Here is a 20,660-nt window from a genome sequence, read left to right as displayed (position 1 = left end):
ATGATTAATCCTTAAATAAACTAATAAAATGAAAAATGTAATTTCAACAAGCAATGCACCTGGCGCCATTGGCCCTTATAGCCAGGCCATTGAAGTTAACGGAACCTTGTATATCTCAGGCCAGGTACCTGTTGATCCTGCCACAGGTAAAGTGGTTGAAGGTGGAGTCAAAGAGCAGACCGAGCAGGTTATGAAAAATATTGCGGCCATTTTGGAAGAAGCAGGCTACACCTTTGCCGATGTTGTAAAATCAACATGTTTATTAAGCGACATGAGCAACTTTGCGACAATGAACGAAGTATACGGTTCCTACTACAAGGAGAATCCTCCGGCACGCGCGGCTTTTGCTGTTAAAGAATTACCACTAAGCGTATTGGTAGAAATTGAAACAATTGCTGTGAAGTAACAATCTTCTCAGTTAAGATATAAGCGGGTAGCCTGATGGTTATCCGCTTTTTTTGTGCTTTACATTTCGGATAATTATCAAAATTATAAAAGTCATCCGATGAATCACCAGTCGCAACCAAACAATAAAGCACGAAAAAACCACCATGTCCCCATGGTGGTTTATGTCTGTTTGAAAAATGTCTTAATCTATCCGAAGATTAATAAATGTTACTCGGCAACAACCTCAATTGAGATGTCAACCTTAACTTCACGGTGTAATTTTACAGTTGCATTGAATGTACCCAATTCTTTTGCATCTTCTTTCATAGAAATGTTCTTACGCTCTACGTTGAAACCTTCCTTTGTTAAAGCTTCTGCAATTTGAATTGTGTTTACTGAACCGAAAATCTTACCAGTTGATGAAGCTTTAGCACCGATTGTAAATGACTTACCTTCAAGTGTCTTAGCTACTTCAAGAGCTTCATTTTTGATTTTCTCTTCTTTATGAGCTCTCTGACGCAAGTTCTCTGCGTGTACCTTCTTAGCCGAAGGAGTTGCCAAAATAGCAAGTCCCTGAGGGATTAAATAGTTACGTCCGTAACCATTCTTTACCGTCACAATGTCGTTCTTATGGCCAAGATTCTGAATATCTTCTCTTAAAATAATTTCCATCGTAAATCCTCCTTTTTCTTATTTCATCAAATCGGTTACGTATGGCAACAAGGCCAAGTGACGTGCACGCTTAACTGCTTGCGCAACTTTTCTTTGATACTTCAAAGATGTACCAGTTAGACGACGAGGTAAAATTTTACCTTGCTCGTTCAAGAATTTCTTTAAGAACTCAGGATCTTTGTAATCGATATACTTGATCTTGTTCTTTTTGAAACGACAGTACTTCTTTTTCTTAATCTCTACTGACGGAGGAGTCAAATACCTGATTTCTGATTGATTCTGTGCCATGGTCTAGTTCTCCTTTTTTTCTTTTTTAGTTGCTCTTCTTTTCTCTGCATACGCCATTGCGTATTTGTCTAAACGGAATGACAAGAATCGTAACACACGCTCATCACGACGGAAAGCAGTTTCGAACTTGTTAATAAATTCACCATTAGCTTCGAATTCGAACAACTGGTAAAATCCTGTTGACTTCTTTTGAATTGGATAAGCAAGCTTACGAAGTCCCCAATTTTCTTCATTTACCATTTTACCTCCGGCCTCAACAATCAAACCTTTGAATTTGTCGACCGCTTCCTTCATCTGAGCATCAGACAAAACGGGAGTTAAAATGAAAACGGTTTCATAACGATTTAACATATCTTCTTAATTTTAGAAGGTTTAAATAATCAGGGCGCAAAGATAGAAATAAAAAAGTAAGAAACAAAGAGGAAATAAGTGATTCGTTTTTAGTCAGTAGTCAGTAGTTATCACCATCACTACTGACTACTTTCTTCTGACTATATTTTAATGCTTATGTCCTGAGAAATAACGCATAAACTGAACACGCTCAAACACCTCAGGGTTGGCCGATTTACCTTGACTTAAGCGTCCTTTAAAATCGGCGATTGTATTGACGTTACGACGCTCCATCCAGGCTTCCAATTCTTTTAACATGGCGCCAATTACTTCCGGACCTTCCTTGTAGACCGCTGAAACAACTTCAACAGATGACGCACCTGCCAATAGCATTTTCACCAAGGTACGATAATCGTGTACACCGTTAGACGCAATTAAATCACATCCAGCTTCTGAAGAAGACACAGATATCCATCGCAATGTATTAACGTAATCATTGGCATTGGAATATACTTTACCAGTAATCACCTGGTCATTCTCAATATCGTAATCAACAGAGGTAAAGCGATTGAATAATACCAACCCATTAACACCACTATGAGATAAGCGATTGATTACATTCCCTAAATTTGTAAAATAAGGTGCCAATTTGATACCAACAGGAATAGAGAGACGTTCTTTAACTTTTCTGACGATATCAAAATACACTTTTTCAATCGCAGCCGCTTCGTCGTTGATTCCAAAAGGTAGTTTGAAAATATTCAGCTCAATAGCATCAGCACCTGCATCTTCAATTTTATTGGCAAACGACACCCATTCACTATAGCTACTGCAATTAATGCTGGCAATAATAGGAATATTAACAACTTCTTTAGCTTCACGAATTAACGACACGTAATTCTCAAGCACCTCATTCTTAACCTGGTAGTCATAATAATCGTAAAACTCCAGATTGTTTTCGTCCATTCCCAATTGCTGACCAACCGTTTGCTCGGCTTCTGCCTTAATTTCTTCTTCAAAAACAGACTTCAGCACAATGGCAGCCGCACCGGCATTGGCCAACTTTTTAATACCTCCAATGGTTGATGCCAATCCTGAACTTCCCACCACAATCGGGTTTTTAATAGGCAGTCCTAAATATGTTGTTTTTAAATCTTTCATAGTAAGGGTATTTATGCGTTTAGTTTATCCTGTAAATATTGATGCATCGCTGCGGCCGCATTACGTCCGTCACCCATGGCAAGAATAACCGTTGCTCCCCCGCGCACAATATCTCCTCCGGCAAACATTTCCGGAATGGACGTTTGTAATTTTTCTTCATCCACTACAATGGTTCCCCAACGCGTGGTTTCCAACTGAGGTAAAGAACTAGGAATAAGTGGATTTGGCGATACACCTACGCTTACCACAACCGTATCCACCTCAATATCATACTCAGACCCTTCCATTGGCACTGGTCGACGACGGCCTGACGAATCAGGCTCACCCAACTCCATCTTTTGCGCACGCACTTTATTGACACGTCCGTTTTCATCGGCAAAATACTCAACTGGATTGGTTAAGTTTAAAAACTCAATACCTTCTTCTTGCGCGTGTTTCACTTCTTCTACCCGTGCCGGCATCTCCTCCATCGAACGACGGTAAATAATCATGGCCCGATCAGCCCCCAAGCGTTTGGCGGTACGAACAGAATCCATGGCTGTGTTACCACCACCAATGACGGCAACATTTTTACCACTAATAATAGGCGTATCTGTTTTCGGATTAGCCGCATCCATCAGGTTAACACGAGTCAGGTATTCATTGGAACTCAGAATTCCAATGTAGTTCTCGCCCGGAATGTTCATAAAACGTGGCAAACCAGCTCCACTGCCCGTGAAGAACGCTTCAAATCCTTCTTCTTTTAAATCATCTATAGTAGCGGTACGGCCAACGATAAAGTTGTTTTCGAATTTAACACCCATCTGCTTCAGGTTGTTAATCTCCACATCAACGATACTGTTGGGTAAACGGAACTCAGGAATACCATATTTTAACACGCCACCAATTTCGTGCAAGGCCTCAAAAACAGTTACATCGTAACCATGCTTGGCCATATCACCGGCAAAGGTTAACCCAGCAGGTCCACTGCCAATCACAGCTATTTTAATACCATTGGGAGCTGCTACTTCTGGTACAGAAATCTGTCCTGACTCACGCTCGTAATCAGCTGCAAAACGCTCCAGGTAGCCAATGGCCACCGGGTCTTTTTTCATTTTTACCTGGTAAAAACACTTGGCTTCGCATTGTTTTTCCTGCGGACAAACGCGACCGCACACTGCTGGTAAAGCACTGGTTTCTTTCAAAACTTGTGCGGCCTTTAAAAATTCACCTTGCTCAATGCGCTTGATGAACTTAGGAATATTAATTTCTACCGGACATCCGGTTATACAGGTTGGATCAGGGCAATCCAAACAACGGCGCGCTTCATTAACCGCTTCTTCTTCGGTCAAACCCGAATTAACCTCAATATTTGATTTGATGCGTTCACCAGCCTCCACTTCACCCATGTGAACACGCGTTAAACCTGTACGCTCTTTATTTTTAAGCAGTTTGCGAATATCTACTCGCCATGCCTGCTCCCTTTCTTCTTTTAAATATTCTTTTGAAACAGCCATAACTACTTATTGTCTTTCGATTTTAGATATTCTTTCTCTGCTCCTTTTTCAATTTCTTTATAACCATTCAGGCGCAATAACATTTCATCAAAGTCAACCTGATGCGCATCAAACTCAGGGCCATCTACACATACAAACTTTGTTTTACCACCAACAGTAATACGACATGCACCACACATTCCAGTACCATCAACCATAATGGTGTTGAGGCTGGCTACAGTTGGTACGTTATATTCTTTGGTTGTTAATGCTGCAAACTTCATCATGATGGCAGGTCCAATAATCACTGATTGATCCACTTTCTCACGCTCCATCACTTCTTTCATTCCATCAGTCACTAAACCCTTTTTACCATACGATCCATCATCAGTCATTACAATCACCTCATCAGAATATTGTCTGATTTGATCTTCGAGGATAATTAAATCTTTAGTGCGTGCAGCTAGTATAGTTATTACCTTATTGCCAGCTTTTTTAAGGGCTTCAACAATTGGCAATAAAGGAGCTACTCCTACACCACCTCCACAGGCTAAAACGGTACCAACTTTTTCAATGTGTGTGGCCTCACCAAGAGGTCCAACCAAATCAGTTATTTCATCACCAACTTCCAGCTCAGTAATACGTCGTGAAGACACACCCACGCGCTGAATCACCAAAGTTATCGTTCCCTTTTCAGGATTGGAAGAAGCAATAGTCAGTGGAATACGTTCACCCGTTTCACCAATTTTGACAATTACAAAATGTCCCGCTCTACGGGCCTTTGCAATGCGTGGAGCTTCGATTTCCAGACGAACAACATTCTCTGAAAAAAACTCCTTTTCAACAATTCTGTTCATTATAACAAACAATTACTTAATTAAAGTACCTGAGACCCCAAAAAAGGCAGGCAGAACAAAGGCTCTTGCCGTTTTTAGAATTTTCAAAGGTAAATATACCGATTGAATAATCCCGAAATAATGATATTAGTTATTCACTAACTATTTACACTAATTCTAAATTAGAGAATTATATCCTTAAAAGGAAATTACCTATATCCTATTCCTTGCCAATAATATGAGTAGTTTATTGACTATCAAAAAATAACAAACTTCATACTTCATACACTTTGAAGCCTTCTTTAAATTACTTATAACTAAAGAATTATCAAAAGCAGGATGGCGAATAGAATAATGGATATATTTCAAATACAGCCTTTAAAGTAACAGAAGAACTTGCGCAAGTTGCAATGAGTTGAAGCCAAAACATCTACACATAAAAAATATAAACATTTAACATATGTAAATATTTTATGTTCCTACCATTGAAAATTCGGGGAATAGTACATATCCCGACTCTTTAATTTTAGTATTTATCGCGCATCTTAATGAGCTCAACATCCGACTCAGTTATGGATATGTTCGAGCCACTAGAGTAACAATATTATATTTAGAAAGATCCTAAATTAAGCTTTCTAAATCCTGAAGGTAAAACAAATTATTATGATGCACTATATTTGTAGAACCTACCATTAAATTTAGAATTAATTAATTCCCTATAAAAAAGACAAATGAATAGTTTAAAAGGAACAAAAACGGAACAAAATTTACTTAAAGCCTTTGCTGGTGAATCTCAAGCACGCAATCGTTATACCTATTTTGCCAAACAAGCCAAAAAAGAAGGTTTAGAGCAAATATCAGCCATTTTTATGGAAACGGCAGAACAAGAAAGAGAACACGCTAAACGCTTCTTTAAATTTTTAGAAGGTGGCATGGTCGAAATTACAGCCACTTACCCTGCAGGCATTATCGGCGACACAAAAGACAACCTGAAAGCAGCTGCCGATGGTGAAAAAGAAGAGTGGGATGAATTATATCCTGAGTTTGCAAAAGTTGCCGAAGAAGAAGGTTTTAAAGAAGTAGCTGTTGCCTTTAAAATGATTGCTAAAGTGGAAGCACACCACGAAGCAAGATACCGTAAACTATACGATAACCTGATGGAAGGTAAAGTATTTGAAAAAGATGGAAAAGTAACCTGGATGTGTCGCAATTGTGGTTTTATTCATGAAGGAACAAAAGCACCTAAAACATGTCCGGCTTGCCTACATTCACAAGCTTATTTTGAAGTACACGATTGCAATTTCTAGACCGCAGAGTCAAGTAATGGCATTCAGGAGGGCGCTTACAAGGTGCCCTCTTTTTTTGCGCACAAAAAAAAGGCACCAAGTGGTGCCTTAGAAATATCGATTCTGAAAAGATTACGCGTTGAAATGATATAGGAAAACAATTTCTCCTTCATAAGCTGGCTTGCGACTTCCTTCAATCTCTAATTTAATACCAATATTAGCGCGACAAACACCACGAAGATTGACAGCATTATTCACTTTTGCATGCAAGCGTACTTTACTTCCTACAACTACAGGGGCATTAAATTTCAATTTTTCAATACCATAGTTAACCTGCATTTTAAGGTTTTGTACATCTACAATCTGATTCCACAAGTGTGGAAGAATTGAAACAGTCAGGTAACCATGAGCAATGGTATTACCAAAAGGAGATTCATTTTTTGCTTTCTCAACATCAGTATGAATCCACTGATGATCCAAAGTTGCATCTGCAAAAAGGTTGATTTGCTCTTGAGTAAATTCATGATAATCAGAAATCCCCAAATCGCTGCCGATTAATTTCTCTAATTCATCAAAACTTTTAATTACTACCTTACTCATCGTATTTTCTTTAATTATTTGTCAAATATTTTGCGGTTGCTAAGATACAATAGTTCCTTAGTTTTTAACCCAGATTGGATTAGATAATTTCATTAGCAGCTTGCACCAAGATTTTTCATCAAAATACATCACCTTAATTTAATGACACTTACACACAACAAACATCCTTCTTCCCAACCTTTTATCGAAAACGTTTGCAAATAAGCACTTAAATTAAATACGACTAGAATTTAAATATATCCCAACGGTATTACAACCATAAAACAACAAACCTATCAACCTGATTTCATACACCTTACAAAACAAAACCTTAGATCATATCCTTTGATGCAACTAGCTCATAACATTCACTATTTACGAAATAAACCTACCTAATTAGTAATTTGGCTAATTGAAGTTGCACCTCTGCCTAAACTTTAAGACCTTATTATCAAAAATCAACTTTATGAACTATCGATTTTCAGCCATCCTAATAACGCTCCTCCTATCGATTAGCTATATCGTTAAGGCACAAAACGAAACACGTCAGTTTCTATCTGCCAGTTATTACGAGAATAAACTTACACTGGAAGTGTCGGACGGCACAATTATCATCACACCTTACTCCGACTCAAATTTGGAGGTAGTGTTTTTAGAGGACTCTATTGCTCCTTTTCCTGCCATTGCCATAATTGATGAACCTTATCTGGATAAAATAAACTACCAGGATGAAGCGAATCAAATTAGTTTTTCTACTACAAAAGTATCGGCAATTATACAGAAACAGCCGTTTAAAATATCCTATTACCACATGGGCAAATACCTGTTTTCGGAAGAAAAAGGTTACTTCTGCAACGACAGTATTTCAGGTTTTCGTTTTAACCTGAATAAAAAAGAACATTTGTTTGGCGCCGGCGAAAGGGCATTAGGCATGAATCGCAGAGGACATCGATTACAACTATATAATCGTGCCTCCTATGGCTATGAAACACATGCCGAGTTAATGTACTATTCTATGCCTCTTATTATCTCATCCGAAAAATACATGCTTGGATTTGATAATGGTGCCAGCGGCTGGCTCGACCTTGGCAAAGCCGAGCCTAACATTTTACAGTTTGAAAGTGTGGGAGGACGTAAAAGTTATTTTATTGTCACATCCAATAGCTGGCAAGGTCTGATGACTAACTTTACCGAACTAACCGGACGACACCCCATGCTACCGCGATGGGCTCTAGGTAATATTTCTTCGCGCATGGGATACCATTCTCAACGAGAAGTAGAATCGGTGATTGACAAATATGCTGAAGATAACATCCCACTGGATGGTATTGTGCTCGACCTCTATTGGTTTGGCCCCGATGTAAAAGGACATATGGGTAACCTGGAATGGCATCGCGACTCTTTCCCAGAGCCGGAACTAATGCTGCAACGCAACAAAGAAAGAGGCATAAAAACGGTTTTAATCACGGAGCTTTTTATTTTAAAAAACAGCAGCAAATACCAGGAATGCACCCAGCAAGGGCTCTTAGGAACAAACGCTAAGGGCGAGCCATATATCTTCGATTTCTTTTTTGGCACAACCGCTTTGATCGATATTTTTAAACCCGAAGCGCAAGACTGGTTCTGGAACATATATAAACAACACACCTTAAGTGGCGTCGATGGCTGGTGGGGCGACCTGGGCGAACCAGAAGTTCACCCTGACGACTTGCTGCATGTCAATGGGCGAGCCGACGAAGTTCATAATTTATATGGTCATGAGTGGGCAAAAGTAATTTATAAGGGTTTCGAAAAAGATTTTCCGGATAGACGCCCGGTAACATTGATGCGTGCTGGTTTCATTGGTTCGCAGCGCTATGGCATGATTCCATGGTCAGGCGATGTAAGCCGTTCGTGGGGTGGTTTGCAATCACAGGTTGAGATTTCGCTACAGATGGGCATGCAGGGATTGGCTTATATGCATTCTGACTTAGGAGGCTTTGCTGGTGATTACAGAGATGATGAACTGTATACACGTTGGCTTCAATATGGCGTTTTCCAGCCTGTATACCGGACTCACGCACAAGAGGATGTTCCGCCTGAACCAGTTTTCTGGCCCGATAGCACTAAAAATATTGTCAGAGAATTTATTAATCTCCGCTATCAGCTCCTGCCCTATAATTACTCGATGATGCACGAAAACAGCACCTTGGGATTACCCATGATGCGCCCTTTGTTTTTCTATGATGATAATCCCGAACTTTTAGATTATACAGGATCTTATGCCTGGGGTGAAGCATTTGTGGTATCTCCAATCATCGAAAAAGGCATTAAAAAGCAGCTGGTTTACCTACCTGCCAATTTTATCTGGTACGATTACTTTAATGGTAAACGATACTCTGGCGGTCAACACATTGAAGTAGATGTCGACATTAACACCATCCCTGTATTTGTGCGTGCCGGTGCTTTTGTGCCAATGGTTCCATTAATTCAAAATACCGAAGATTATACATCAAAAGAGCTTACCCTTCACTACTATCATGATAATGAAGTACTACACGGCAATAGCTATTTATATGAAGATGACGGCATAACAAAAAACAATCACCTATCTCATCAATCAGAAACTTTGATTTTTGATTGTTATAACAGAGGCAACCTGACATTCAAACTAACTCCTCTTCGTTATAAATATAATGGCATGCCCGAAGAACGCAGCATTGAACTAGTGATTCACCATTTTAATCGCAAAACCAAGCGCATAACAATTGGTGACAGTACATACAAAGTAAGTGGTTCTTTGAAAAAACTCAAAAAACGAGAAGAAGGGGCTGCATACGATTCGAAGACAGGAAAACTTCATGTAAAATTCAAAATGGGTAACACCATTAAATCCATAGTAACCGAATAGAAACAACAATAATTAATAAATTAATTAGATAATTAAATTCATGAGAAGATTCTTATCATTCGCAGTAATGTTGGTTGTGCTAATCGCATGTCAGCAGAAACCACAGGAAGTGGTAACACAAAAAGAACATAAGACCGTAGTTTACCAGGTTTTCACACGTCTATTTGGCAACACCAACACCACCAACAAGCCCTGGGGTATCGTTGAAGAGAACGGTGTTGGCAAGTTTAATGACTTTAGCGACAAAGCACTAAGCGAACTAAAAGAACTTGGCGTCACACACATGTGGTACACAGGCGTTCCTCACCACGCTGTAATTCACGATTACACGCAATATGGTATTTCGAATGATGATCCTGATGTGGTTAAAGGCCGTGCCGGCTCACCCTATGCGGTGAAAGATTACTACAATGTCAATCCCGATTTGGCTGTTGACCCGGCTAATCGACTGAGCGAATTTAAAGCTTTAGTGGAGCGCACGCATAAACATGGAATGAAAGTATTGATTGATATTGTGCCTAACCACGTTGCCCGTCACTACGAAGGTAAAAACAACCCTGAAGGTGTTGTTGATTTTGGTGCCAATGACGATACTTCTGTTGAATATGCCATTAACAACAACTTTTATTACATTCCTGGCGAGACATTTAAAGTACCTGCTCCGGAAAACAACTACAAACCACTGGGCGGCGAAGAGCATCCACTAGCTGATGGTCTATTTGATGAGAATCCGGCTAAATGGACAGGAAACGGTTCACGACTGGCTCAGCCTGGCTTTTATGATTGGTACGAGACCGTTAAAATCAACTATGGCGTTCGTCCCGATGGCACAAAAGATTTCCCTGAACTTCCCGAAGGTTACGACGAGAAGGGTTGGAAGGCACATTTCGACTACTGGCAGAATAAGACGCTACCCGATTCGTGGTTGAAGTTTCGCGATATCGCCCTTTACTGGATTGATTTCGGTGTTGATGGTTTCCGCTCGGACATGGCTGAGATGGTACCTGTGGAATTCTGGAGTTTTATGAATTCTTCTATTAAAAATGCCAATCCTGATGCCTTCTTGTTGGCTGAAGTGTATAACCCAAGTTTGTATCGCGATTACATCCATAAAGGCAAAATGGATTACTTGTATGACAAAGTAGAACTATATGATACCCTAAAGCACATTATGCAAGGGCACGGTTTAACCGATAACCTACCTGCCATTCAAGACGGTTTGCAAGATATTGAGCATCATATGCTGCACTTCCTTGAAAATCATGACGAGCAACGTATTGCAAGTCCTGAATTCGCAGGTAATGCAAAAAAGGGTAAGCCAGCTATGGTGGTTTCAACATGCATCAGCACAGCGCCAACCATGCTTTATTTTGGTCAGGAAGTGGGCGAACCTGGTGCTGAAGATGCTGGTTTTGGAAGTAATAGCAGAACAAGTATCTTCGACTACATAGGCGTGCCGCATCACCAACGCTGGATGAACAATGGTGCGTTTGATGGTGGCCAGTTAAGTGCAGAAGAAAAAGAGTTACGCAACTTCTACAAGCGTCTGCTTACTTTTTCAACCCAAAGCTCAGCTTTAATGGGCGAATATGCAGAAATACACACTTTCAACAGAGCAAACACCGAAGGTTATGGCGATAAAGTATTCAGCTTTGTGCGTTGGAGTAATGATGAAAAGCTAATTATTGTATCAAGTTTTAAACCGTCTGATGTTGATTCATTCGCATTAAAAATCCCTGCCGAAACGATTAAAAAATGGAGCCTAAAAGATGGCAAGTACAACCTTGAAGATGCTCTATTTGCTTCAACCAACACAATGATTGTTAAAGAAGGTGTTGGAACGATTAAAACAACTCTTAAACCGTTGGAATCATTTATATACTGCATTAAATAGCACTAATCGGGGAACAATGCTAAGGCTAAGGCTTCTGAATAAAGGAAGTTTTAGCCTTTTTTATTGCATGATTTCTTATTCTACAACAAGCAATCCATATTAAACTACTACTTTTGAAAGAAAAAATGCAGCTTAAACCCAACACTTACAGCCCAACCGAAGAAAAGCTAAACATCTACAGCCATTTGATCGGTATACCACTGGGCGTAGTGGCACTTATCTTCCTCCTCATAAAAGCTTCAAGCCCATTAACCTTTGCCATCTACCTGCTTTACGGTCTCTGTATTATTGCCATGTTTTCAGCATCGACACTTTATCACTCTGCAAAAGAAGAATCGAAACGTTTGAAACTGAAAGTATTTGACCATTGTGCCATCTATCTGATGATTGCTGGTTCGTACGTTCCTTTTTTAGCCTTGGGTATCGGCAATAAAATAGCCTATTGGATACTGGCAGCAGTCTGGCTTTTAGCCATCGCCGGCATTATTCTTAAACTTTTCTTCACGGGTCGTTTTAAACTAATCTCCACAAGTAGCTATGTATTACTAGGTTGGATTGTAGTTATTGCCAGTAAGTCATTAATTGATGCGTTGACTTCCGAAACACTACTATGGTTATCAATTGGCGGTGCATTCTACACCGTAGGGGCTGTTCTTTATCAAATTAAGCGCATCCCAATGAATCATGCCATCTTTCATTTTTTCGTTTTGATAGGTGCTTACGCTCATTTCCATGCCGTGTATTGGTATTTATAAAAAAGATGAAAGATAAAGGATGAACAACCCTCAACTTATACTAATAAATCATCCAAAACAGACTCAAAATCTGGGAAAGCAAAGTGAAAACCTTCTCGCTCCAATCGTTTTGGAACTACTTTCTGGCCAACAAGCAGCATCTCCGCCCCTTCGCCATAAAGCAATCTTAGTGCAGCTTTAGGCACAGAGGGCAACACTGATTTTCGAGTTCGCTTTTGCATCGCTTCCGTAATTTCCAGGTTGGAAATCATCTGTGGAGCCACCAAATTATAGATGCCATGAGATGCTTTGCGTTGAATTAAATACCAGAAAGCACTTAACACATCGTTCAGGTGAATATATGGAAACACCTGATGTCCATCACCAAGTTTACAACCTAAACCATATTTAAAAGGTCTGGCCATGCGCGAAAAAGCACCTCCTTCGTTACCTAATACTACACCCATTCTAACAATACACAGGCGCACATCATCTATGGTTTGCGCTTTAAAAGCACGGGCTTCCCATTCCTGACAAACACTACCCAGAAAATCATCGGCATAATTGGTTGAAAACTCATCGTGAACCTCGTAGCTATCATACACTCCAACGGCCGAGCATGAGATAAACACATCAGGCTTGGTGGTCATATTATGAATGGCTTCTACCAAACGCTCAGTTGTTTTAATTCGGCTATTTAAAATCTCACTCTTATAACTCCTGGTCCATTTTTTAGCAGCTATCGGAGCACCCGCCAAATTAATAATCACCGAACAATCGGCAATTAACCTATCGAGCTGCCCACTTCTTTTTTCAAAATGATGGCGTTTGAGCCGAACAACTTCAAAACCATTGCACTCTAAGAAATCACACAATGCAGTTCCTATAAAACCTGTAGCACCGCTAATCGCCACTTTATTTGAGGTAAGCCCTTGAGGCATATCTTTATTCTCTTTTAATTCACATTCTATTATCAGGATTTATTCAACAAGTCCTGTAGCTCTTCATCAGTTACACCCATTTCCATTTGCCCCTTACTAAAGAAGGAAATACGTCCGGTTTCTTCAGACACAACAATTGCATGGGCATCCGTCGATTCGGTTATACCCATGGCGGCTCGATGACGCAAACCTACACGTTTGGGTAGGTCAGTATTTTGAGATACAGGCAGAATACATCCTGCTGCTTTAATTTTATTTCCGGTTATAATAACAGCACCATCATGCAAAGGACTGTTTTTAAAGAAGATGTTCTCCAACAACTGCGTTGAAATCACGCCATTAATAAGTTCACCAGTTTGCACATAGTCCAACAACTCCGAATCTTTGGTGATAACAATCAATGCTCCAGTTTTTGTTTTGGCTAATGAAACACATGCCCTTACAACAGGTTTATTATAGATGGACATCATCCCTTTCGACTGCGACATAAACACCTTATCCATCGAAAAGCGATTAGTGACATTGTATCTTGAACCAAGTAATAATAAGAATCGTCTGATTTCCTGTTGAAACACCACAATAAAGGCAATCACACCTACATTAACAATATGGTCAAGGATGGTGGATGATAGCTCCATCCCAAAAGTTTTTATCAACACCCAAAAAATGACAAAGGCAAAAATGCCCAGCATAATATACAGTGCCACGGTTCCCTTGATAAGCTTATAAATGCGAAACATCAGGTAAGCCACCAGAACAATGTCGACCAAATCAATAAAGCGTATATCCAGAAATGTCATTTAGTAATCAGGCTTTTTTAAGTTGACGCACTAAATTAATACATTCTACGGCTTCTTTAACATCATGCACCCTTAAAATATTGGCGCCATTTAATAAAGCGATGGTATTTAAAGCAGTTGTCCCATTTAAAGCAGCTTGCGAATCCACACCGAGCAACTTATATATCATCGACTTACGTGATATTCCAACCAACATTGGCAGCTCAAATAATTCAAATTGCCTTAATTCACGCAAAAGCTCGTAATTATGCTCTAAAGTCTTTCCAAAACCAAAACCAAGGTCAAGAATAACATCTTTGGCTCCAAATGCTCTTAGTTTTTTCAGTTGTTCAGCAAAAAACAAGCTGATATCGCCAATCAGATTCTGATAAACCGGATTCATCTGCATATTCTGCGGTGTTCCCTGCATGTGCATTAAAATATACGGAACACCTAATTGTCCAATGGATTCAAACATATGCTCATCCATTGTACCACCTGAAATATCATTGATAATATCCACTTCAAATTCATTCACAACCAACTCACTCACCGAAGCCCGAAAAGTATCAACGGATAATATGGCATGAGGATATTTATTACGAATCCATGTTAAAGCCTTTGTCAGTCGCTTCACTTCTTCCTCTTCTGAAATATGTGTGGCGCCTGGGCGTGATGAATAAGCTCCTAAATCAATTATTTTCGCACCTTCACTTAATATTTCCTCGCAACGTTCTTCAATATCTTTTTGTAATTGGTATTTCCCTCCATCAAAAAACGAATCGGGTGTAATATTCAAAATGCCCATCACCATGGGTTCTGACAGCTCCATGAGCTCACCTTTTATATTGACTGTATGCATATTATCACTATTTACTATGACTCATTTAAAAATATTTAAACATGATGAGCCGATAATTGTTAAATCTCATACAAAGCTAAAAACAAATTATTAGCTACAAACCAGACAAAAAACAATAGGTTAAAGAACCAACTCATTGTGAAATTAAGTACTAGTCATATTTATTAACATTTAAGGGAATACGAACTAAATAGAGAATTTTTTCATTAAATAAAATCATCTTCAACAACTTAATTACCTGAACATTACAATCTAGACCTAATTTACTAACAAACGTTAAAGCCCCAAAATTTAAATGTAGGGCTAAATAAAGTTTTATATTTGCGTGTGCAAAAAATCAAACACTTTAAAGGGGAAGTGTTAAGTATTGCTAACATGCACAGTATCTGGATTTAGAAAAATTTGATATAACACTAAATTAATACCTTTTTATTATGAAAGTAACTGTAGTTGGAGCAGGTAATGTAGGTGCAACTTGCGCTGATGTTCTCGCTTATAGAGAAATTGCTAACGAAGTTGTACTTGTTGACATTAAAGAAGGCGTTGCTGAGGGAAAAGCGCTTGATATCTGGCAAAAAGCTCCGATTAATTTGTATGATACAAGAACCGTCGGTTCAACCAATGATTATGAGAAAACGGCTGGTTCTGACGTTGTGGTAATTACTTCAGGTCTACCTCGTAAGCCGGGGATGACGCGTGATGACTTAATTTCGACTAATGCTGGTATTGTAAAGTCGGTAACTGAACAAGTAGTTAAGCATTCACCAGAAGCAATTATCATTATTGTATCGAACCCATTAGATGTAATGACCTATCAGGCGCATTTAACATCTAAATTCCCACGAACTAAAGTAATGGGTATGGCTGGTATCCTTGATACTGCTCGCTATCGTGCTTTCTTAGCAGAAGAGTTAAACGTGTCTCCAAAAGATATTCAGGCTGTATTAATGGGTGGACATGGTGATACGATGGTACCACTTCCGCGCTATACAACTGTTGGCGGCATTCCTGTAACTGAGCTAATCGACAGTGAAAAACTAGATGCTATCATTGAGCGTACTAAATTTGGAGGTGGAGAATTAGTGAAGTTGATGGGTACGTCTGCTTGGTATGCTCCAGGTTCGGCTGCTGCACAAATGGTTGAGGCTATCGTTAAAGACCAAAAACGTGTATTCCCAGTATGTATTAAGTTAGATGGTGAGTACGGCATTAACGATTGTTACCTGGGTGTTCCTGTCATTCTTGGTAAAAACGGTGTTGAGAAAGTGATTGAGCTTGACTTAAACGCTGACGAAAAAGAATTGTTGGAAACTAGCCGCAAGCACGTACTTGAAGTAATGAGCGTATTAGATAAAGCATAATTAGCAAATGCATCTAAGCAGATAACAAGGCTGCTTGAGCATTAAAAAATTGGCCAATAATATAGGGTCCTGTCAACAATTTGACAGGACTTTTTTTTGTTTGTTCGAATCCGTACAGCCCTTTGTTGCAATTCCGTTCAGAATTTATCAGACAAAAATGTCTTTTTAACACCTTATACCCTATTAATCTGTCAGTTATATCTTGTGGCACATATTCTGATATACCATTGACGTAACAAACAATGGAGGATATTAAGATGAAAACTACAGTTAACCATAGCCACAAAAACTCAGTAATTAATTACCTATTTTTCGGTATTGCTGCAAGCATTTTTACTTTGAGTATTTTCTTCTCCTATTTTCAAACAGAAGAAAAAGTTAATTTGATAAAGGACATGTCATATATTATGAATTCAAGAATGACAAAACCTGCTACAACTACTCCTATTACCGAAACATATGCTACCAACCTAAAAGAATTAATAGCTGACACAGAAGCTCCTCTTGAAATTGAAGCCTGGATGACAGAACCTTTTGAGGTTGCAACATCAAGTTCAACAGCAACAGTAACTGCAAGCTCTTCAACATTAACACTACCAACTACATATACCGAGAACCCTATCGTTGTTGAAGAATGGATGACCGACATGAACAGCTGGACAATAGCTTCATCGAACACCTTTGAAGAAGAGGCTTTAAGAGTTGAGAGCTGGATGTTAAGCACTAGCGACTGGGCCGGTTCAAACATTGCCGCTGACGAATTTACCAATGAGCAACTTTATATTGAAGCATGGATGTTGGACTTAGACAGCTGGTCAACTGTATTCAACGATGCTGACTTTGACGAAGCACCATTAGCCATTGAAAGCTGGATGCTTAGTACCGATGACTGGATTGCTAACGCTAAATAACCATTAATATACGTTCCTTCATTATGCCGGGCTGAATAGTCCGGCTTTTTTAGTGCAAATTATTACCAGTTGTCGCTGAACCATTAATCACAATTGTTTTTAACATGTGCCATAATATGGCATATTTTATTATTTTTGCATTCGCATTTCTTTATGGGGCTGACGTGGATTTGACAGCTTGGCAAAGTGGTGTGTAAGCATGTCGAGCGTCGTGATGCTGGCTCGTAAATCCCGGATCTCAAACTTTTTAATTGGCGAAAATAATTACGCTCTTGCTGCTTAATCGAATCATAGTAGATAAGCTTTATTTCAGCACAAGGTGCAGAAACGAGACATCCCACGAATGCTAACGTTTTGAGGCGGTTCGTACTAGGGATGCTGGAAAATCAGAACTAGGAAAAGGTAAGCCTTGGACCTATTCCGAAATTTAAGAGGATAAGGTAATAATCGGTGGCTTTGATCCAGTTATTACTCGAAAACCAAGTCAAAGCTAAGCATGTAGAAAGCGCATAGCTTCCTTGTCTGGACGAGGGTTCGATCCCCTCCAGCTCCACAACTTCAATCACCTTCGGGTGATTTTTTTTTTGCTCCTTTTTTTTACATGGTAACTTTACATACAATTAAAAAGAAGTGGACAAAACCATTGCCTTGCCCACCTAATACCATTGCTCCATGGTGCAATGTTACCATAACAAACATGACTGCTCTACTACTATTGCATCGCTGGAAATCTTAGTTATAATTCAAAATTCATCACTTTTTAGTCATTTTTAAATAAGTATTCTACCGATTTCCATAGGGATATTACCTATTTTTCCAGGTACAAATACCTACTTAAAGAAAAGCTTCTACATTTGTTAGCAAAAACTTTGATGCAAGGCTGCCAGCAACTTCATTCTATAATTGAATTAAACAACCTTCAGGCGCTTTTTAAGAGTTTTCATACCTTAAGTGGCGTTGCTGTGACATTTACTGACATCAACGGCAATTTATTGTACAATTCTGATGGCTCACACTTTGGTGCTGGCTGGGCCCATGCATGTACACATTTTCATCGACAATGTGAATCAACAAAGAAAAACTGCATCATAAGTGATACGTATCTGGCAGCACACTTAAAGGGCGGAAAAGATTATGCTATTTATACCTGTCTCAATGGTCTTGTTGATATAGCCGTTCCGGTGCATTACAAACGCAAGCACATTGGCAATTTGTTTTCAGGCCAGTTTTTTATGCAAACTCCTGATATCGATAACTACGCTTCAATAGCAGATAAATACGGGTTTAACAAATTAGAATATCTGGCTAGCATTAAGTCAATTAAGGTGTTTTCACAGGAAAAGGTTGATAGCATCGTAACTTTCCTTAAATCGCTGGCAAAGATGATTGTCTCAAGCGCAGACCAACATAAATGGCAGAAAGTTAATGGTGAAACAATCAGTTATAATACGCCGTCAAATATTGCATTTAATAAACGAAACGAAATACTAACCACCACACTTCTTTCACTGGAGGACTACATCTATTCGTTGGATACAAATGACTGCTTTGAAACGATGTATACTCATTTTAGAATTGGCTTACTGGAGGATAATTACGATAATATTAAAGGTAAACACTTTACTGCCATAAAGATTGATCAACAATTTAAACGAAGACTGTCACGAACTATTTCCAACGTTAAGCTCAACAATAAAGCCGAGAGTTTCTACTTTCAGTTATATAGCCGCTACCCCGGACAACAATTTAAAGCAACTGTTGCGTGCAGGCGAAATTCTCATAATCAGTTTGGCGGCACAACTCTTCACATACGCAACATTACTCACGAAGCATCAGCTTATGATGAAGTAAAAAAATTAATGCATATTGTTGATCAAAGTCCAGTTGCTATTGTCATTACCGATAGTGATGCTAATATCGAATACACTAACGAGTGCTTTACCCGCAATACGGGCTATAAATTCGAAGAAGTTAAAGGAAAAAATCCACGCATCCTTAAATCTGGAGCTACATCAACAGCTGCATATAATGCCCTTTGGCAAACAATTAGCAAAGGGCGCACATGGAAAGGCACATTTCAAAACAAAAGAAAAGACGGTTCCTTTTTTTGGGAAGATTGCATAATAAGTCCGGTACTTAAGGAGGGACTCATAACTCATTTTGTTGCTATCAAAGAAGACGTAACAGAGCATAAGGCCATGGAAGAAGAGTTAATGCGCTATAAGAACAAACTGGAAGGCCGCGTTATTGAGCAGCGCAAATTACTGCAGCAAACCCGCCACGATTATAAGGAAATAGTTGAGCACCTCTCGGGTATTGTGTGGGAGGTAGATATGCGTGGTATTATCCAATTCGTTTCGCCCAACATTTACCGCTATTCCAATTACCAGGTTGAGGAACTAATTGGACAACCTATGCACTATCTTTTCGATTCAGAACTACATGGCAAACTGTTTAAGTTCATTTCCACATTTCATTTATATCCCCATGAATTTAACGATTTTGAAGTATTTCTGGACAAAAGCCACAAACGAACTTACTTAAAAGCCTCGGGCAAGCCCATATACAATAAAAGGGGTGTATTACAAGGCATTAGAGGCATATCCCTTGACATCACTCAACAAAAGGAACAGGATAAACAAATAGTGTCGGCCATATGGGATGCTGAGGAGCGTCAAAGGACGCGGATATCAATGGAGCTTCACGATTCAATCGGCGCTACCATGTCGGCTATCAGCATGTATATGAATACCCTTAATACGCAATACCCTCACAATAAACTTTTACAGCAGGTTGACAGCATAGTAAAACAAACTGCTAATGACATCAGGCTGGTGGCTCGCGAACTAAAACCCCCAGAACTTGAAACGCTTGGATTGGCCGAAAGTCTTAACGCTATTCAGCTACTTTATAGCAAATTTGACAAGCTGAATATTAAATTTCTGACCGATAATCTGACGAAAGAGCCAGGTAAAGAAGTACAGTTATCCATTTACCGAATTGTATCGGAATTAATCAGCAATTCAATCAAACACGGCAAGGCAGATTCTATGACTGTTAATCTGTTTAATTACAATGGCGAAATATTCTTGCTATATGAGGACAACGGTCATGGCAATTTTTGCCTCGATAACAGCCTTAAGAGCGCAGGCATGGGCATTAAAAACATAATGACTAGAGTGCGTACTTACGGTGGAGCGTGCCAGTTTTTTCCAATAAAGGGCTTTGGCCTGATTGTTGGAATACAACTTAAATACTAACTTCAACACCAATC

Annotated in this window: 18 protein-coding genes and 1 other RNA gene; 9 read left to right on the top strand and 10 right to left on the bottom strand. The window is 39.3% G+C overall.

Features of this window, described 5'->3' with window-relative positions; genetic code table 11:
- Nucleotides 1–28: 28 nt before the first annotated feature.
- Complete coding sequence (locus J1N10_RS06990) at nt 29–406, top strand: RidA family protein (RefSeq protein ID WP_262325973.1); 378 nt, start codon at nt 29–31, stop codon at nt 404–406.
- Nucleotides 407–615: 209 nt separating this feature from the next.
- Here the strand turns inward: J1N10_RS06990 and rplI are convergent, their stop codons facing one another.
- The 6 genes from rplI to J1N10_RS06960 form a co-directional block, all read right to left on the bottom strand.
- The gene (rplI, locus tag J1N10_RS06985; protein ID WP_262325972.1) at nt 616–1,059 is read right to left on the bottom strand and encodes a 50S ribosomal protein L9; all 444 of its coding nucleotides are present in this window, start codon (nt 1,057–1,059) and stop codon (nt 616–618) included.
- A gap of 18 nt (nt 1,060–1,077) precedes the next feature.
- A complete protein-coding gene (gene rpsR, locus J1N10_RS06980; protein WP_212188816.1) occupies nt 1,078–1,347 on the bottom strand; it encodes a 30S ribosomal protein S18 in 270 nt (89 codons plus the stop codon).
- A 3-nt stretch (nt 1,348–1,350) separates the two neighbouring features.
- Nucleotides 1,351–1,698: a 30S ribosomal protein S6 gene (rpsF, locus tag J1N10_RS06975; protein ID WP_262325971.1), complete on the bottom strand. Its 348-nt coding sequence runs from the start codon at nt 1,696–1,698 to the stop codon at nt 1,351–1,353.
- Nucleotides 1,699–1,845: 147 nt separating this feature from the next.
- On the bottom strand, nt 1,846–2,838 hold the full coding sequence (locus J1N10_RS06970; protein WP_262325970.1) for a dihydroorotate dehydrogenase-like protein: 993 nt from the start codon (nt 2,836–2,838) through the stop codon (nt 1,846–1,848).
- Nucleotides 2,839–2,849: 11 nt separating this feature from the next.
- The gene (gltA, locus tag J1N10_RS06965) at nt 2,850–4,334 is read right to left on the bottom strand and encodes an NADPH-dependent glutamate synthase (RefSeq protein WP_262325969.1); all 1,485 of its coding nucleotides are present in this window, start codon (nt 4,332–4,334) and stop codon (nt 2,850–2,852) included.
- A gap of 2 nt (nt 4,335–4,336) precedes the next feature.
- A complete protein-coding gene (locus tag J1N10_RS06960; protein ID WP_262325968.1) occupies nt 4,337–5,170 on the bottom strand; it encodes a sulfide/dihydroorotate dehydrogenase-like FAD/NAD-binding protein in 834 nt (277 codons plus the stop codon).
- A gap of 710 nt (nt 5,171–5,880) precedes the next feature.
- Here J1N10_RS06960 and rbr point away from each other — a divergent pair.
- Nucleotides 5,881–6,456: a rubrerythrin gene (gene rbr, locus J1N10_RS06955; protein WP_262325967.1), complete on the top strand. Its 576-nt coding sequence runs from the start codon at nt 5,881–5,883 to the stop codon at nt 6,454–6,456.
- 111 nt (nt 6,457–6,567) lie between these two features.
- Here rbr and J1N10_RS06950 read toward each other — a convergent pair whose 3' ends face one another.
- The gene (locus tag J1N10_RS06950) at nt 6,568–7,035 is read right to left on the bottom strand and encodes a MaoC family dehydratase (RefSeq protein WP_262325966.1); all 468 of its coding nucleotides are present in this window, start codon (nt 7,033–7,035) and stop codon (nt 6,568–6,570) included.
- 445 nt (nt 7,036–7,480) lie between these two features.
- On the opposite strand from J1N10_RS06950, the gene J1N10_RS06945 reads away from it, so the two are divergent.
- From J1N10_RS06945 to trhA, 3 genes are all read left to right on the top strand, one after another.
- Nucleotides 7,481–9,904 (top strand): glycoside hydrolase family 31 protein, encoded by a 2,424-nt coding sequence (locus J1N10_RS06945; RefSeq protein ID WP_262325965.1) that lies wholly within the window; start codon nt 7,481–7,483, stop codon nt 9,902–9,904.
- 40 nt (nt 9,905–9,944) lie between these two features.
- Entirely contained in the window at nt 9,945–11,798 is a 1,854-nt protein-coding gene (locus tag J1N10_RS06940; RefSeq protein ID WP_262325964.1) for an alpha-amylase family protein, read from the top strand.
- Between the two features lie 113 nt (nt 11,799–11,911).
- A complete protein-coding gene (trhA, locus tag J1N10_RS06935; RefSeq protein ID WP_262325963.1) occupies nt 11,912–12,553 on the top strand; it encodes a PAQR family membrane homeostasis protein TrhA in 642 nt (213 codons plus the stop codon).
- A gap of 35 nt (nt 12,554–12,588) precedes the next feature.
- On the opposite strand, the gene J1N10_RS06930 is transcribed toward trhA, so the two are convergent.
- The 3 genes from J1N10_RS06930 to folP are packed head-to-tail and all read right to left on the bottom strand — an operon-like array spanning nt 12,589 to nt 15,084.
- Complete coding sequence (locus J1N10_RS06930; RefSeq protein ID WP_262325962.1) at nt 12,589–13,473, bottom strand: TIGR01777 family oxidoreductase; 885 nt, start codon at nt 13,471–13,473, stop codon at nt 12,589–12,591.
- 32 nt (nt 13,474–13,505) lie between these two features.
- Complete coding sequence (cdaA, locus tag J1N10_RS06925) at nt 13,506–14,273, bottom strand: diadenylate cyclase CdaA (RefSeq protein WP_262325961.1); 768 nt, start codon at nt 14,271–14,273, stop codon at nt 13,506–13,508.
- Between the two features lie 7 nt (nt 14,274–14,280).
- Nucleotides 14,281–15,084, bottom strand: coding sequence for a dihydropteroate synthase (gene folP, locus J1N10_RS06920; RefSeq protein ID WP_262325960.1), 804 nt, complete (start codon nt 15,082–15,084; stop codon nt 14,281–14,283).
- Between the two features lie 464 nt (nt 15,085–15,548).
- Here folP and mdh point away from each other — a divergent pair, with 464 nt between their 5' ends.
- The 4 genes from mdh to J1N10_RS06900 all read left to right on the top strand — a co-directional run bounded on the left by mdh (nt 15,549) and on the right by J1N10_RS06900 (nt 20,646).
- Entirely contained in the window at nt 15,549–16,475 is a 927-nt protein-coding gene (gene mdh, locus J1N10_RS06915) for a malate dehydrogenase (RefSeq protein WP_262325959.1), read from the top strand.
- Nucleotides 16,476–16,894: 419 nt separating this feature from the next.
- Nucleotides 16,895–17,386, top strand: a complete 492-nt coding sequence (locus J1N10_RS06910) for a hypothetical protein (protein WP_262325958.1) — start codon at nt 16,895–16,897, stop codon at nt 17,384–17,386.
- A gap of 155 nt (nt 17,387–17,541) precedes the next feature.
- Nucleotides 17,542–17,942: a transfer-messenger RNA gene (ssrA, locus tag J1N10_RS06905) on the top strand.
- A gap of 298 nt (nt 17,943–18,240) precedes the next feature.
- Nucleotides 18,241–20,646 carry a PocR ligand-binding domain-containing protein gene (locus tag J1N10_RS06900; protein WP_262325957.1) on the top strand — a complete coding sequence of 802 codons (2,406 nt, stop codon included), beginning with the start codon at nt 18,241–18,243 and terminating at the stop codon, nt 20,644–20,646.
- Nucleotides 20,647–20,660 lie beyond the last annotated feature (14 nt).

Origin of the sequence: Carboxylicivirga litoralis (assembly GCF_025499605.1) — a bacterium.
Taxonomy (GTDB): Bacteria; Bacteroidota; Bacteroidia; order Bacteroidales; family Marinilabiliaceae; genus Carboxylicivirga; species Carboxylicivirga litoralis.
The sequence above is the reverse complement of the archived record's forward strand: the minus strand, read 5'-3'. Positions and strand labels throughout refer to the sequence as shown.

Bases quoted from the DNA above. Each gene is read 5' to 3' on its own strand.
- J1N10_RS06940 (WP_262325964.1), top strand. From the start codon at position 9,945: ATGAGAAGATTCTTATCATTCGCAGTAATGTTGGTTGTGCTAATCGCA.
- cdaA (WP_262325961.1), bottom strand. From the start codon at position 14,273: ATGACATTTCTGGATATACGCTTTATTGATTTGGTCGACATTGTTCTG.
- rplI (WP_262325972.1), bottom strand. From the start codon at position 1,059: ATGGAAATTATTTTAAGAGAAGATATTCAGAATCTTGGCCATAAGAAC.
- rpsF (WP_262325971.1), bottom strand. From the start codon at position 1,698: ATGTTAAATCGTTATGAAACCGTTTTCATTTTAACTCCCGTTTTGTCT.
- J1N10_RS06990 (WP_262325973.1), top strand. From the start codon at position 29: ATGAAAAATGTAATTTCAACAAGCAATGCACCTGGCGCCATTGGCCCT.
- J1N10_RS06950 (WP_262325966.1), bottom strand. From the start codon at position 7,035: ATGAGTAAGGTAGTAATTAAAAGTTTTGATGAATTAGAGAAATTAATC.
- J1N10_RS06930 (WP_262325962.1), bottom strand. From the start codon at position 13,473: ATGCCTCAAGGGCTTACCTCAAATAAAGTGGCGATTAGCGGTGCTACA.
- J1N10_RS06960 (WP_262325968.1), bottom strand. From the start codon at position 5,170: ATGAACAGAATTGTTGAAAAGGAGTTTTTTTCAGAGAATGTTGTTCGT.
- folP (WP_262325960.1), bottom strand. From the start codon at position 15,084: ATGGAGCTGTCAGAACCCATGGTGATGGGCATTTTGAATATTACACCC.
- rbr (WP_262325967.1), top strand. From the start codon at position 5,881: ATGAATAGTTTAAAAGGAACAAAAACGGAACAAAATTTACTTAAAGCC.
- gltA (WP_262325969.1), bottom strand. From the start codon at position 4,334: ATGGCTGTTTCAAAAGAATATTTAAAAGAAGAAAGGGAGCAGGCATGG.
- J1N10_RS06945 (WP_262325965.1), top strand. From the start codon at position 7,481: ATGAACTATCGATTTTCAGCCATCCTAATAACGCTCCTCCTATCGATT.
- J1N10_RS06910 (WP_262325958.1), top strand. From the start codon at position 16,895: ATGACAAAACCTGCTACAACTACTCCTATTACCGAAACATATGCTACC.
- J1N10_RS06970 (WP_262325970.1), bottom strand. From the start codon at position 2,838: ATGAAAGATTTAAAAACAACATATTTAGGACTGCCTATTAAAAACCCG.
- mdh (WP_262325959.1), top strand. From the start codon at position 15,549: ATGAAAGTAACTGTAGTTGGAGCAGGTAATGTAGGTGCAACTTGCGCT.
- rpsR (WP_212188816.1), bottom strand. From the start codon at position 1,347: ATGGCACAGAATCAATCAGAAATCAGGTATTTGACTCCTCCGTCAGTA.